Consider the following 14,800-nt stretch of genomic DNA (forward strand, 5'->3'; position numbering starts at 1 on the left):
GTTCCCTGGGGAACATGAAGCTCACACCGGGTTGTGGGATCCATGCAACAGGGAATCCGGCAATCCGCTCAATTCCGCTTCGGCCTGCACCAGCCAGAACCGCATCTCCATCTCGCGGTACATCGTCGCCGCGGCGACAAGCTCGTCGCGAGCCTGGTCCGGGCATCCCGCCTTCAAATACAATTTTCCGAGGCCGTGACGGCAGCGCGCAGCGAGCGGGCGGAGGTCGAGTTCATCGGCGAGCGCGAGCGCGGCTCTGAAGTGACCTTCGGCCTGGTCCGGGGAGCTGCCGCCGCTGGAAGCCTCGCCCAGAAGGCGCAGGGCGGCCGCCTCGCCGCTCCGCTGGCCATTTTCACGGGCCAGCGTCAGCGCCTGTCCGGCAGCCCTGAGAGCATCCGCCTGCCGGCCAGCCAACAGGTATGCTTCGGCCAAAGGCGACAGGAACAGCGCCTGGGCAAATCGATGCCCCATCTTCTCGAAGACCCTCAGCGCCTGCTCCATCAGCGGCAGGCCTTCGGCCGTTCGCCCCAGCAGGGCATAAGCGTGGCCAAGGCTGCCGGAATTGCCTGCGACGAGGAACGGTAGGTTCCACTCGCGCGCCACCGCCAGTCCGCGCTCCAGCACCACGACTGCGCGGTTCAGCTCTCCCCGGGACGCCAGCAGATCGGCAAAGCACCAGCTGACGATGCCGAGGCTATAGGGGTGATCGACCGCCTCGGCGAGGCGTATGCCTTCCTCGCCGTGAGCGATCCCGCGCGCGAACTTGCCCTGGTCGGCATAGATGCGAGCGAGAAAACCGTGGGCGGTCACGGCCGGAAATCCGGCGAGGGAAAATTGCCGGAGGCGTGCGTCGCCGTCGAGCAGTTCCAGCACGTTGAGATAATGAGATTCCGACTCGCCGTAGTGCAGCGTCGAGAAGCAGGCGAGCCCGAGAAACAGCGATGCCGAGATGCGGTGCGAAAGCTCGCCGAGCTGCTCTGCGAGACGATGGGCATCCCGCCCGAACTTGACGGCGTCCTGTGGATGGCCGCTCAGGCTGAGGGTCTGGCACATGTGAACGGACGCGAGGCAAAGCCGTCCGGGATCGTCGAGATCTCTGGCCAGCGCTTCGGCCTCGCGAAGATAGCCGACGATGCGCGCGAACTGGCCAAGTGGAAACAGCGAGGTCTTCAGGTCGAACCTGAGATCGATCGCCTGCTCCATTGTGTCCCGGGTCTGCGGCAGCGTCGCGAGGCAGCGCAGCCCCCGTTCGAAGAAATTGGCCGCTTCGCGGTTGGCCCATCGCGCATGTGCGAGTCGCCCCGCCTTGATCCAGTGGTCGGTCGCCTCCCGGGCCCGCCCGGCCTCGTCGAAATGAAGGGCAACGATCTCGGGTTGGGTTTCGGCCAGCGCCGGGAAGCTTTCGATGAGCGTGTTCGCGATATCCGCATGCAATTGCTGCCTGCGGCTCCTCAGCATCGCGACATAGGCGGCATCCTGGACCAGCGCGTGCTTGAACGTGTAGCTCGCCTGCGGCGGCGAGCCGCGACGACTGACGAGGCCGGAGGCCGTCAGCCGTTCAAGCGCGGCGTCCAGATCGACAGGGGGCAGCGCGGATATTGCAGCGATCAGCTCGTAGGAGAATTCCCGCCCGATCGAAGCGCCGATCGAAGCCACGTCCTTCACCGCGCCGAGCAGGTCGAGGCGAGCGGCCAGCGAGGCCTGCAACGTCGCCGGAACGGCGAGCGACCGCCGCGACCCCTCCAACCCTTCGCTGTCGGATGCCTCGCGCAACAGCTCCTGCTCGATCAGCATGCGGGTCAACTCCTCGACGAACAGCGGGATGCCGTCGGCGCGCGACAGTATCTGCTCGACGACGGGCTCGGGGAGAGGCTTGCCTCCCGCGACGTCATCAATGATGCCGGCGCTGTCGCTGCGGCCAAGACGGCCGAGGGGCAGTAGCGTCACATGTGGCTGGCCGATCCAGGAAGGCTGGAATTCCGGCCTGATGGTGACAAGCAACAGCAGCGGCAGATTTGCGGCGCGAGCCGCGATCGCGTCGAGCAGGTCGAGCGATGTCGGGTCGATCCAGTGCGCGTCCTCGACCACGATCAGCCCCGGTGTCTGCACCGTTCCGGCTGAAAGCTGGTTGAGCAGCGCATTGAGGGTCATCTCCCGCTTCTCCTGCGGGGAGATCGCGAGGGCCGGATAGCGTCCGTCCGAGGGCACGCCGAGAAGTTCGGCGATCAGCGCGACATCGCGGGTCAGATTTTTCGTTGCGGGCGCGAGCAGGGCTTCCAGCCTGTCTATCCGTGCGTCGGCGCTGCTGCCGGGTTCGAAATCGGCAGCCCGTTCAAGCTGAACGATGAGCGGGTAGAGCGCGCTGTGCGCATGATGCGGAGAGCAATAATAGCGCAAGCGGCTGTGTTGCTCGTCCTCGAGCCTCGTCAACACGCTCTCGACGATGCGCGACTTGCCGATGCCGGGCTCGCCCGAGATCAGCACCACGCGGCCCGCACCGGACTTCGCCTGATTCCAGCGGCGCAGCAGCAGATCGATCTCTTCCTGGCGACCGACGAGCGCGGACAGTGAATCGGCGCGCCGCGCATCGAAACGGCTGACGCCAACAGCCTCGCCGAGCACCTGCCACGCGGGCACCGGCTCTCGCAGTCCCTTGACCTCGATATCCGGAAGCGCGCGCGTGTCGAACAATTGCCCAAGCAGCCGCCGCGTGCGGGCTGCGATCGCGACCTCGCCCGGTCCGGCAACGCCCTGCAACCGTGTTGCCAGGTTCGGCGTCTCGCCGATCGCAACGTGCTGCCTGAGATCGCCGGGCCCGGGCTTCTCGCCGATCACGACGAGGCCGGTTGCGATCCCGACGCTCGCCCGCGGTGCCGCGCCGGCCGGTGCGTCCATAATGCGAACCGCGTCGACGATTGCGAGGCCGGCGCGTACGGCATGTTCAGCATCGTGCTCGCGCGCCATGGGATAACCGAAATAGATCAGGACACCGTTGCCCTGGTGCTGGGCGACGAAGCCATGGAATTGCGCTGCGATCCGAGCCGCGACCTGATGAAAGGCGACGATCTGGTCGTGGACATCCTCCGGGTCGCGTTCCGCGGACAGAGGCATCGCGCCGATCAGTTGACAGGCCATGATCGTCAACTGGCGCTGCTGGCGGACGCCCGGGCGAAGCGATTCCGAGGGCGGAGCATCGTCATCGCGTTCCGCGACGGCTGCGGCTTCGGTCTCCCGCACCCGAACGCCATCCAGGGGCTCGTTCGTACGCGACGCACCGGACGGTCTGGCGTTGCGGAGGTCCGCGACGAGCGACTGGGTGACCGCATCGGGCTCCGTGTTCAGCTCGCGCTTGAGCAGCGCGACGAGATCCTGATAGCGCTTGAGCGCCTCGGCCTTGCGTCCATTGGCGGTGAGTGCCTGGATGACCAGCCGATGCGCATCCTCGCGCAAGGCATTCACGGCAATGGCCCGGTTGGCCGTCCTGAGCGCGGATTCCGCATGTCCGGACTGCAGCGCGTGCTGGCCGTGCCGGACCATGGAATCGACGGCCAGGCCGTCCAGCCGCTCCCGTTCCTGGTCGCGCCATTCCGACCATGCGTCTTCTTCTATATTCAGATCCGTCAGCAGCGGATTGCGGTAGAGATCGGCGGCCGCGGCCAGCGACGCGCGGCTGCCCTCGACGATCAGGGTCTCGAAGCGGACCGCATCGCAATCGATCACCCCGGGCGCGAGCCAGACGTCATTGTCGTCGCTGCAAATGGAGTCCTGCCCGAGAATCCGCCGTAACCGCACCAGGCTCTGGCGCAGATTCTGCCGCGCCTGGGTCTCGAAATGCGAGCCCCACAGCAGGTTCGCGAGCTTTTCGCGCGGTTGGCGGCGCGGCGCAGTGCAAGCGAGATAGGCGAGCAATCCAGCAAGTTTCCGGCCCGGCAACGAAACCACGCCGTCACTTGTCGTCAGTTCAAAACGTCCGAACAGCGAAAGACCAAATCTCGGAAGCGGCACGCAGTCTCTCATTCCCATGGCAAATCGGGCACGGCGATCGTGGCCTCGGAAACACACCTAACACGCTTTGACGCACTTTGAAGGCCGCGCAAAGCAGGAGTCACGCGGAAGTCACGCCGGACTGACGCCGGCATTGACGGCGGTCGGCCTACAAATCCCCGCGGCGCTCCCCGATGTCTGCCGACAAATTCTCAGCCGCGACCGTCATCGGCTGGAATTTTTCACTGCTCCCGGACGGACTATGAAGAGGAACAAGTTCATGATGTATCGAATGATGATCGCCGCGGCGTTGTTCGCAGCGGTCAGTGCCGCCCCGGTCATGGCTTACACGAGATCTCCGTCGCTGGCCGACGCGGCCGTACGGAAGAATATCCCGCCGCCGCCGAAGCCCACTCCGGCACCCCCCAAACCGCCAGCCCCCACGTCCGGGAAGAAGCAGCCGTAGCTGCGGCTTGATCGCGGGTCCGAGCGCGAGGTCGCGTGCATCCGGCGATCTCGTTGCCGTCAGGCTTCTCCAACTGCATGTCCTCTCAGCCCATCATGCGCGCGCGCCTCTACGATTCGGTTCGAGACGGATGGAAGCGCGCGTGTGTGGTCATGGCCTGCTGTACGGTCTCCTCGCTCGCGAATGCCGCCGAGCCGAACTGGTCGCTGAGCGCCGATCAGGAATTGCGATATGCCACCTGGAGCGGCACGCGGGGTTTCCCTGCCAGCGGCTCGGTGGCGGCCGGCGCCGGGACGCAGGTCTATGCACCCCTGACGATCCAGGCGAGCGGGCAGCCGCTCGAAAACGTCAAAGTCGATCTGCTCGGCAGGGGCGGCTATGTCTGGTCACGGCAATCCACGCCCGGGTTGACCGGCAGCGTCACGACCACGACCGATACGGTCGTCTCGGGGACAGCAACCTATCTCGGCATTCCCGGAATCCAGCCGTTCGTCTCCATGAACGTCAATCTTCCAACGGGGACGACGGCTCTCTATGGCAGCGCGGCGAATGCGCGGATGGATCAGGACATCGTCGACCTCGCAACATTCGGGGAAGGGCTGAACATAGGGCCGACGGTCGGCGTCAACCTGCCCATCGGCGAACAGCTCATCCTGACGTTCAGTTCCGGCTATACCTGGCGCGGCGCATATCGCATGGAAGCGCTGCTCGATCCCGCAAGCACGGAGCCGCAGGCAACCACATTGGTGGGGCCGGGACGGGTCGCGACGCAGACGGCGTCGCTCGGCTACCAGCTGGCGAGCCTGACGCTGCTGGCTTCAGCGTCCTACGCCCACGAAACTGCAACCCGTCTGGATCATATCTCATCTTATGCACTTGGCGACCGCTACACACTGTCAGGTACGGTCGGATATGCATGGACGACATCGTCGAGCACGACATTCACGGCGTCGTGGACCAACGCCGAGAAGAACAGGGTTTTGGATCCGGAGCTGTTGAAGATCATTCCCGAGTCGTTTCGGTCCAACAGCGCCGTGTATCGGTATCGCCTCGAGCAACCCGTCGTGAGCGGCAACTGGACCGTCGCGCCGATGCTGAACTACATGCGGCGCGATCAAAACTCCTACAATCCGGTCACGCAGCAATTCATTCCGGCAAAGACCCGCATCGGAGCGGGAGGTTCTGCGCAGTATTCGCCACGCGAAGGCTTGTCCTTGAAAGCGAGTGCCGAGCACTTCTGGGTCAATGAAAACCTGACCGAACTGACGCCGAACCTTCGCGTTCGCGGCTGGATCGCGATGCTTGGCGGGAGCATGAAATTTTGACGCGCATCATCACTGGTTTGAGCGGCTTTGCTCTTGTCACGGCATTCGTCGCCGGCTTGTCGATTTTCGATCAGGCGCAGGCGCAAGCAAGATGCCCGGAGGGCAGGACTTCAGGTGGTGGATGCGTCAACGGCGGCCTCGCCAGGTCGATGCGCCAGCGAGCCATCATCTTCTCGCAGCCCAAACTGTCCTATACCGGCGCGCCGGTCTCGCAGAGCCGCGGCGACAGCCAGGACACGAACACCCCCAGGTCGATCGAGCGGTCCTACGACAAATACGGACCGCCTCCGCCGCAGCCCGTGCCGGCGGTGGTTCCGACCCTGCCGCCAACGCCTCCACCGCCTGTCACGTCCGACAGGCGGCTCAAGCGCGATATCTCGCGGCTCGGATGCCTCGACAGCGGCATCTGCCTCTACCGGTTTCGCTATCTCTGGGACGACACGTTTTATGTCGGTGTGATGGCCCAGGAGGTCGAGCGGATCGTGCCCGGTGCCGTGGTGCACGGTCCCGACGGCTATCTTCGGGTCCGTTACGACCTGCTCGGACTGCAGTTCCGCAGCTGGAGCGATTGAGAGACCACCAGGCCTCGCCAGATTGCCGCCAATCTCGGATTAAGCCAGCCTTAGCGAATGCCTCCTAGGCTCGCTGCCGTCCATTTCCCTGCTCCCTGGCCATCCGCTTTCCTGGAGCCGGTCATTTTGCGGCAAACAAGAGCGTTTTCGAATGGAGCAGCCTGCCTGGCAGTACGTTTCCAGCGCGCCGGGGCCGTCGGCAGTGCCGGCGGCGGCGCGGACGCTCGTCATCGATCTCGAAGGCGCCCTGCTCCGTTCCGAGCTCTTGATGGAAGCGCTGTTCTCCAGCCCCGCTCGCCTGCTGGCCCGCTTCGGCGCGGGCGGACGGCCCGGCGTGGCGGCGCTGACGGATGTCCTGGCGCAGGCCGAGATCGACTACGCCCATCTGCCCTATGATCCCGATGTGCTGAACCAGGCGCTGGCGGCGCGGGCGCGCGGTGCGAAGGTCTACCTGCTCGCTAGCCGGCTTCCCGGCCATGCGGCCGGCATCGCCGCGCATCTCGGTTTCGATGGCGTCGTGACGCCGGCCGATCACGCTGCGGGTGAGCTTCCCTTCGATCGCGGCACGATCGATCGCATCGAAAGCCGCGGCGGTCGCAATCCGGGGCCGAAGATCTGGGCCAAGGCGCTGCGCGTCTATCAATACGCCAAGAACACGCTGGTGTTCGTGCCGGCGCTGACCGCGCACCAGATGAATTTCGCAACGCTCGGCTCCGCGATGCTGGCGTTCCTGGCGTTCTCGGCCTGCGCGTCCGGCGCCTATCTGATGAACGATCTGCTCGATCTCGCCGCGGACCGGCAGCATCCGACCAAGCGCCATCGCGCGCTGGCGGCCGGAGATCTGCCGATCTCGTCCGCGCTATCAGCGATTCCTGCGTTGTGGCTGTTCGCGGTCGTGGCCGGTCTCTGCATTTCGCCGCTGTTTCTCGGCGTGCTCGGCGCCTATCTCGTCACCACGATTGCCTATTCGCTCGCGCTCAAGCGCAAGATGCTGGTCGACATCGTCACGCTCGCCGGTCTCTACACGCTTCGCATCGTCGCCGGCGCGGTCGGCGTCGGCGTGGTGCTGTCGGAATGGCTGCTGATCTTCTCGCTGTTCGTGTTCACCTCGCTGGCGCTGATCAAGCGCTTCAGCGAGCTCAGCATGCGCGAGAGCGCCGGCCTTGCCGATCCCTCCAACCGCGACTATCGCGTCACCGACCTGCAAATCATCGCCGCGATGGCGGCGGCGAGCGCGATGAACGCGGTGACCGTGTTCTCGCTCTACGTCTCCTCGACCGCGGTGACGCCGCTGTACAGCCGTCCCTGGATGCTGTGGCTGCTCAATCCGCTGCTGCTCTACTGGTTCGGCCGCGCCCTGATGATGGCGCATCGCCGCGAGATGCCGGACGACCCGATTCTGTACGCCTTCCGCGACGGCCCCAGCCGCATTGCGGTTGCGGCGATGATCTGCATCATGCTGGCGGCGATCTGAGCGAAGCCCGTGCTTGCGCGGCCCGCCGGCAATGGCTACATCGCGGGCAATCCGAATTCGCTATTGTGCCGACGCACCGATTAGACCCGAGGTTTTGAAACGCCATGACCGTACGCCTGCATCGCGGCGACCTGCCCGACCTGTCCCGCTACACCGGAGCGGTTGCGATCGACACCGAGACCATGGGGCTGAATCCGCACCGCGACCGGCTCTGCGTGGTGCAGCTCTCGCCCGGCGACGGCAGCGCCGACGTGGTCCAGATACCCAAGGGCCACACCGACGCGCCGAACCTGAAGGCGCTGCTGGCCAATCCCGCCATCACCAAGATCTTCCACTTCGCGCGGTTCGACGTCGCGGTGCTGTACCAGACCTTCGGCGTCATGACCGGCCCGATTTATTGCACCAAGATTGCCTCGCGCCTGACCCGCACCTACACCGATCGCCACGGCTTGAAAGACCTCGTGCGCGAGGTGCTCAATGTCGATCTCTCCAAGCAGCAGCAATCCAGCGATTGGGGTTCCGACAGCCTGACCGAGCCGCAGCTCGCTTATGCCGCCTCGGACGTGCTGCACCTGCATGCCTTGCGCGAACGGTTAGATGCCATGCTGGTGCGGGAGGGCCGCACCGCGCTGGCCAAAGCCTGTTTCGACTTCCTGCCGACCCGCGCCCTGCTCGACCTCCAGGGCTGGGCGGAGGAGGACATTTTCGCGCATTCCTGAGTCCTCCACCGCCGGTTAGACTTCGGGCTGCGCCCCGTTTCGGACACTTTCGTGCGGCCTGTCCGAGCCTGATATATCCAAGGCTGATATGTACAAGGCTGCATATTGCGGCGCTGACGGGTACAATGGGGCGCCCTTCAACCCGGCCTGGCGAGCGGCACCTCAGGAGCTCAGGTGAATTCGGCCCACAATCCCACCTACGACGCTGCGCTTGCGGCGAAGTTTGCCAGCGCGGCGCGCCACAGCCGTCTGGTGCGGATTCTGCGCCTCGCGGTGCCGGCTGCGGTGCTGTTGTCGATGGCCGCGATCGTCGGCGTCTCGGTCTTCAATCCGTTCCGCATGCTGATGCCGAAGCTGCCGCTCGATTCCGGAAACCTGGTGGTGTCGGGCACCAAGATCACGATGGAATCGCCGCATCTGGCGGGCTACACGCCGGACCAGCGGCCCTACGAGCTCTGGGCCAAGACCGCGACGCAGGACATCACCGATCCCGATCATGTCGATCTCTCCGACCTGCGCGCGAAAGTGCTGATGGAGGATCAATCGACCCTGTTCCTCGATGCCCGCACCGGCCGCTTCGACAACAAGCAGCAGCAGCTCGATCTGCACAAGGATATCTTCCTGCGCACCTCGACCGGCTACGAGGCGCGACTGAACTCGGCCTTTGTCGACATGGGCAAGGGCACGGTCTCCTCGGACGAGCGTGTCGACGTCAAGCTGACCAACGGCACGCTGTCCGCGGACAAGCTGCGCATTACGGAAGGCGGCGACGTCATCCGTTTCGAGGGCAATGTGGTGATGCATCTGGACAAGCTGGATGACCCCGCCGCCGCTCAGCCTGCGCCAGCCGAGCCCGCGCCAGCGGCGCCGCCGGCCAAGTCAAAGAACAAGTCTGCCAATTCAAAGTGATTTCATGATCAGGTCTTTTTCGCGCAACCACACGCGCAATGCCATCATCAGTGCAGCTGCGCTCGCCGCCACTGTCGTGCTTGCTGCAACCGGCGCCGCTTTTGCGCAGAGCACGATGCAAGGCGTGCCGAACGCGATGCAGGGCTTCTCGCAGAACCGCGATCAGCCGATCCAGATCGAGGCGGCCTCGCTCGAGATGCGCGACAAGAAGAAGGAGGCGACCTTCGCCGGCAATGTGAAGGTCATCCAGGGCGACACCACCATGACCTCGAAGACGCTGGTGGTGTTCTACGAGTCGGGCGGCGACAAGCCCGCCACGCCGCAGCCTGCGGCCAAGGCGACCAAGGGCGCGCCGATGCAGTCGGCGCAGCCGGGCCCCGGCGGCAGTTCCTCGATCAAACGGCTGGAGGCGCGCGGCAATGTCGTGGTCACCCAGAAGGACCAGGTGGTGACCGGCGAGACCGCCGTGTTCGACACCAGGACCAATCTCATCACCATGCTGGGCGGTGGCGGCCAGGTCGTCCTGACGCAGTGCAAGAACGTGCTGCGCGGCGACCGTTTGATGGTCGACATGACGACGGGCGTGTCGCGGGTGGAATCCGACAACGGCCGGGTTCAGGCCCTGCTGCCGCAGGGCGGCGGCAATGATTGCGGTTCGGGTAAGCCCGGCGGGGCGCCGCCTTTGCAATTGCCCGGCGGAACTAAATCGAAATGAATTCAACGACTTGGATCGGGTGCTCCCGAACCGAGGTTGAAGCTTGGCCGGCGAGACTGTATCTAGCGCGCAGGGCTTTCGAAGCGGGGTCCGCCGCTTTTCGGGCGTGTTTCACTGGGCATGAGACATCCCTTCACTCATGCTGCATCGGCCAGTCGAACGGCCGGTGCGGCAGATCGCGCGAATTCGCGCAGGATCATCGCGAAAGGCTTAGAAGGCGGGGATGGTCGATCTCTTCAGCATGTTCCGTCGGCGCCCCGCCAAGCGCGGCCGGCCAGGATTTGCGCGTCAGGACATCACCGCGCTCGGTGACGGCGTCGGCGGGCTCGTGACGAGCCCGATCCGGGACGCGCCGATGGCCCGCGATCAGGCGATCCATGCGCCCGATCAGTTCCAGGGTGACTATCAAGGCGACTATCAAGCCGAGGCGCCGCGTCAGCCGGCAGTTCATCCCGTCAGGGCCGCCGCCAAGCCGAATGGCGGCGGCGGGCCCCAGCTCCTGAAGCGGCCGGGCTTCTTGGCTGTGCATAGCGTGGAAAAGGCGTTCGGCAGCCGCCAGGTGGTGCGCGGCGTCAGCATCTATGTGCGCCGCGGCGAAGCCGTCGGCCTGCTCGGTCCGAACGGCGCCGGCAAGACCACCGTGTTCTACATGATCACCGGCCTGATCAAGGCCGACCGCGGCGCCATCGAGCTCGACGGCCACGACGTCACCAAGCTCCCGATGTATCAGCGCGCGCGGCTCGGCATCGGCTATTTGCCGCAGGAAGCCTCGATCTTCCGCGGCCTCACCGTCGAGCAGAACATCCGCGCCGTGCTCGAAGTGGTGGAGCCCTCGCGCAAGAAGCGCGAGCAGCAGCTCGATTCGCTGCTCGACGAGTTCAACATCACGCGGCTCAGGAAATCGCCGTCAATCGCTCTGTCGGGCGGCGAGCGCCGCCGCGTCGAGATCGCGCGCGCGCTGGCGACGCGGCCGAATTACATGCTGCTCGACGAGCCCTTCGCCGGCATCGACCCGATCGCGGTCGGCGACATCCAGGACCTCGTCCGCCATCTCACCAATCGCGGCATCGGCGTCCTCATCACCGACCACAATGTCCGCGAGACGCTCGGCCTCACCGACCGCGCCTACATCGTCTATGCCGGCGAAATCTTGACCGAGGGGAGCCCGGATGAGATCGTCGCCGATCCGGACGTGCGCCGCCTTTACCTTGGCGAGGAATTCCGCCTCTAGCCCGTTTTTGCGTTCGTCAAGACGTGTACATCGGGCCTGGACTAGGATAAGCAAAAATCGGACCAATTTTTGGGAACGGTTCTTGCTTCATGGCGCTCACGCAGAGATTAGAGTTCCGGCAATCGCAGTCGCTGGTCATGACGCCGCAGTTGATGCAGGCGATCAAGCTGCTGCAATTGTCCAATCTCGATCTCACGACCTTCGTGGAAGAGGAGCTCGAGCGTAACCCCCTGCTGGAACGGGCCAATGACGAGGCTCCCGCGGGCGAGGGCCCGGCCGAGGCCGGCCAGTATAGCGATGGCGAGGAGTCCGGCGGCCAGGGCGATGACGGCTTTGGCGGCGGCGACGCCTTCGAGCCGGGCCAGGAAGAATGGATGAGCAAGGATCTCGGCACCCGCGCCGAGATCGAGCAGACCCTGGATACGGGCCTCGACAACGTCTTCTCCGAGGAACCGGCCGAGGCCGCGGCGCGCAACGCCCAGGACGCCGCGCCGACGACCTATACGGAATGGGGCGGCGGCGCCTCCGGCGACGAGGACTACAATCTCGAGGCCTTTGTCGCGGCCGAGTTGACGCTCTCGGACCATCTCGCCGAGCAGCTCTCGGTGGCCTTCACCGCACCTGCCCAGCGCATGATCGGCCAGTATTTGATCGACCTCGTCGACGAGGCCGGCTATCTGCCGGGCGATCTCGGCCAGGCCGCCGAGCGCCTTGGCGCGACGCAAGCCGACGTCGAGGGCGTCCTTGCCGTGCTGCAAAAATTCGATCCGCCCGGCGTCTGTGCGCGCAATTTGAGCGAATGCCTGGCGATCCAGCTCCGCGAGCTCGACCGCTACGACCCCGCGATGCAGGCCCTGGTCGAGCATCTCGATCTCCTGGCCAAGCGCGACATCGTGGCCCTGCGCAAGATCTGCGGCGTCGATGACGAGGACATCGCCGACATGATCGGCGAGATCCGCCGTCTCAATCCCAAGCCCGGCATGAAGTTCGGCTCGGCGCGTCTGCAGACCATGGTGCCCGACGTCTATGTCCGCCCGGGTCCCGACGGCGGCTGGCATGTCGAGCTCAACAGCGACACCTTGCCGCGCGTGCTGGTCAACCAGACCTACTATTCCGAGCTGTCGAAGAAGATCGGCAAGGACGGCGACAAGTCCTATTTCACCGACGCGCTGCAGAACGCGACCTGGCTGGTGCGCGCGCTCGACCAGCGCGCCCGCACCATCCTGAAAGTTGCAACCGAGATCGTGCGCCAGCAGGACGGCTTCTTCACCCATGGCGTGGCGCATTTGCGGCCGCTCAATCTGAAGGCCGTGGCCGACGCCATCCAGATGCATGAATCCACGGTGTCGCGTGTCACCGCCAACAAGTACATGGCGACCAATCGCGGCACGTTCGAGCTGAAATATTTCTTCACGGCCTCGATCGCCTCGGCCGACGGCGGCGAGGCGCATTCCGCCGAAGCCGTCCGCCACCATATCAAGCAGCTGATCGATTCGGAGGAGCCCGCGGCGATCCTGTCGGACGACACCATCGTGGAACGCTTGCGCGCCTCGGGCATTGATATTGCCCGCCGCACGGTCGCGAAGTACCGCGAAGCCATGCGCATTCCTTCCTCGGTGCAACGTCGCCGCGACAAGCAGAGCGCTCTTGGTAACGTCCTCACCACCGCCTTGTCCGATCGCTCCCGCAACACCGAACCGGCCTGATTGCGCTGGCGCGAAATCGCGCTACTCTCGACCCCCCGTCGAGACGGATCCAAGCACACGCATGATCCGGAAAAGTGTCCAGCGGTTTTCCTTCCCGACAAACGCCGAAGGCGTTTGCGGGGAGAGCATGCGCAGGAAATCTTCCAGAGGTGCGATGACGTGGCATCGCACCGCGAGCACGTGAACCAAGCGAGGCATCACATGACTCTCAGAATCTCGGGAAAGAGCATCAGCGTCGGCGAGGCCCTGCGTGGCCGCGTTTCCGACCGCACCGACGAGGTGCTGCGCAAATATTTCGACGGCAATTATTCCGGCCACATTACGCTCAGCAAGGACGGCTTCGGCTTCCGCACCGATTGCGCCCTGCATCTCGATTCCGGAATCACGCTGGAGGCCGATTCGAACGCGCCGGATGCCTATGCCAGCGCCGACCAGGCGCTGCTGATGATCGAGAAGCGGCTGCGTCGCTACAAGAACCGGCTCAAGGACCGCTCCGCCCGCAAGGCCCATGTCGCCTCCGAAGCAATGGCTGCGCTCGATGCCACCAGCTACGTGCTCGAGGCGCCGGAGGGCGAGGACGAGGTCACCGGCTACAGCCCCGTCATCATCGCCGAGGCGACCACTTCGCTGAAGCCGCTGTCAGTCAGCGAGGCCGTCATGGAACTCGACCTGAGCGGGGCTCCCTGCCTGGTCTTCCAGCATGGCTCCAGCGGCCGGGTGAACATCATTTACCGCCGGGCCGACGGCAATGTGGGCTGGATCGACCCGCCCGGAGCCAAAACGGATGCCGGCGCGGATGGCAAGGGGAACAGCGCGGCCGGGGGATAGGCAAAAGCCCGGCCCCGTACCATCCGCAGGCCTTAACAATGACCGGGGCAAAGCCGCACGCGGGAGTTGGCACCGGGATTGCGTTGGAGTAGAAGCGCCCCACATCAGGACTTAACGGGATTTGGGCTAAGTCCTCCTCCTGCTTGACCTTCTTGACGCCGGCCCGGCGTGGTTTCTCTCCAAGCCGGCCAATTCGGAACCTGACGGTTTAATTCACCTCGGAAACCCTCCATGCCGATTACCGATCTGGTCGCACCCGAGGCGATTCTCCCGGCATTGAAGGTCAACAGCAAGAAGCAGGCCCTGCAGGAGCTCGCGGCCAAGGCCGCCGAGCTGACCGGGCAGAACGAGCGTTCGGTGTTCGAGGTGCTGCTGCAGCGGGAGAAGCTCGGCACCACCGCGGTCGGCTATGGCGTCGCCATTCCGCACGGCAAGCTGCCCAAGCTCGAAAAGATTTTCGGCCTGTTCGCACGCCTCGACCGCCCGATCGATTTCGAGGCGATGGACGGCCAGCCGGTCGATCTCGTCTTCCTGCTGCTCGCCCCCGAAGGCGCCGGCGCCGATCACCTCAAGGCCCTCGCCCGCATCGCCCGCTTGTTGCGCGACCAGGACATCGCCAAGAAACTGCGCGCTTCGCGCGATGCCCAGGCGATCTATTCCGTGCTGGCGCTGCCGCCGGCCACGGCGGCGTAACTTCGCCGTCAAAGGCCGGATCGACTCTGGCCTCCTGGATCGCCCGGCATTGCCGGCGTCGCGCCCTGCCCTGGGGATCTGCAGCAGGGGAATCGCATATGGGTTTTGTCTAGCTATTGCATTGGAAGGCAAGACGGATTCTGAAGACGACTCCCGGAAGACGGAGGGGGTCGGATGC

11 protein-coding genes are annotated in these 14,800 nt (G+C 65.0%); 10 read left to right on the plus strand and 1 reads right to left on the minus strand.

What is annotated here, in order from left to right; all coding sequences use genetic code 11:
• Positions 1-21 precede the first annotated feature (21 nt).
• Positions 22-4,005 carry a BTAD domain-containing putative transcriptional regulator gene (locus GGD65_RS21930; RefSeq protein WP_183236575.1) on the minus strand — a complete coding sequence of 1,328 codons (3,984 nt, stop codon included), beginning with the start codon at positions 4,003-4,005 and terminating at the stop codon, positions 22-24.
• Between the two features lie 480 nt (positions 4,006-4,485).
• Here GGD65_RS21930 and GGD65_RS21935 point away from each other — a divergent pair, with 480 nt between their 5' ends.
• The 10 genes from GGD65_RS21935 (at position 4,486) to ptsN (ending at position 14,622) form a co-directional block, all read left to right on the plus strand.
• Complete coding sequence (locus GGD65_RS21935) at positions 4,486-5,775, plus strand: hypothetical protein (RefSeq protein ID WP_183236576.1); 1,290 nt, start codon at positions 4,486-4,488, stop codon at positions 5,773-5,775.
• Positions 5,772-6,347 carry a tail fiber domain-containing protein gene (locus tag GGD65_RS21940; RefSeq protein WP_183236577.1) on the plus strand — a complete coding sequence of 192 codons (576 nt, stop codon included), beginning with the start codon at positions 5,772-5,774 and terminating at the stop codon, positions 6,345-6,347. The genes GGD65_RS21935 and GGD65_RS21940 overlap by 4 nt, the downstream gene beginning before the upstream one ends.
• A gap of 151 nt (positions 6,348-6,498) precedes the next feature.
• A complete protein-coding gene (locus GGD65_RS21945; RefSeq protein WP_183236578.1) occupies positions 6,499-7,821 on the plus strand; it encodes a UbiA family prenyltransferase in 1,323 nt (440 codons plus the stop codon).
• Positions 7,822-7,925: 104 nt separating this feature from the next.
• Complete coding sequence (locus GGD65_RS21950) at positions 7,926-8,540, plus strand: ribonuclease D (protein WP_018323452.1); 615 nt, start codon at positions 7,926-7,928, stop codon at positions 8,538-8,540.
• Between the two features lie 174 nt (positions 8,541-8,714).
• Positions 8,715-9,449, plus strand: coding sequence for an LPS export ABC transporter periplasmic protein LptC (gene lptC, locus GGD65_RS21955; RefSeq protein WP_018323451.1), 735 nt, complete (start codon positions 8,715-8,717; stop codon positions 9,447-9,449).
• 4 nt (positions 9,450-9,453) lie between these two features.
• Entirely contained in the window at positions 9,454-10,164 is a 711-nt protein-coding gene (locus tag GGD65_RS21960; protein WP_183236579.1) for an LptA/OstA family protein, read from the plus strand.
• Between the two features lie 223 nt (positions 10,165-10,387).
• Positions 10,388-11,395: an LPS export ABC transporter ATP-binding protein gene (gene lptB, locus GGD65_RS21965; RefSeq protein ID WP_018323449.1), complete on the plus strand. Its 1,008-nt coding sequence runs from the start codon at positions 10,388-10,390 to the stop codon at positions 11,393-11,395.
• An 89-nt stretch (positions 11,396-11,484) separates the two neighbouring features.
• On the plus strand, positions 11,485-13,101 hold the full coding sequence (rpoN, locus tag GGD65_RS21970) for an RNA polymerase factor sigma-54 (RefSeq protein ID WP_183236580.1): 1,617 nt from the start codon (positions 11,485-11,487) through the stop codon (positions 13,099-13,101).
• Positions 13,102-13,302: 201 nt separating this feature from the next.
• Complete coding sequence (hpf, locus tag GGD65_RS21975; protein ID WP_018323447.1) at positions 13,303-13,929, plus strand: ribosome hibernation-promoting factor, HPF/YfiA family; 627 nt, start codon at positions 13,303-13,305, stop codon at positions 13,927-13,929.
• A gap of 231 nt (positions 13,930-14,160) precedes the next feature.
• Positions 14,161-14,622 carry a PTS IIA-like nitrogen regulatory protein PtsN gene (ptsN, locus tag GGD65_RS21980; protein ID WP_008141251.1) on the plus strand — a complete coding sequence of 154 codons (462 nt, stop codon included), beginning with the start codon at positions 14,161-14,163 and terminating at the stop codon, positions 14,620-14,622.
• Positions 14,623-14,800: the final 178 nt, after the last annotated feature.

It is taken from the genome of Bradyrhizobium sp. CIR18, assembly GCF_014198295.1.
Lineage (GTDB): Bacteria > Pseudomonadota > Alphaproteobacteria > Rhizobiales > Xanthobacteraceae > Bradyrhizobium.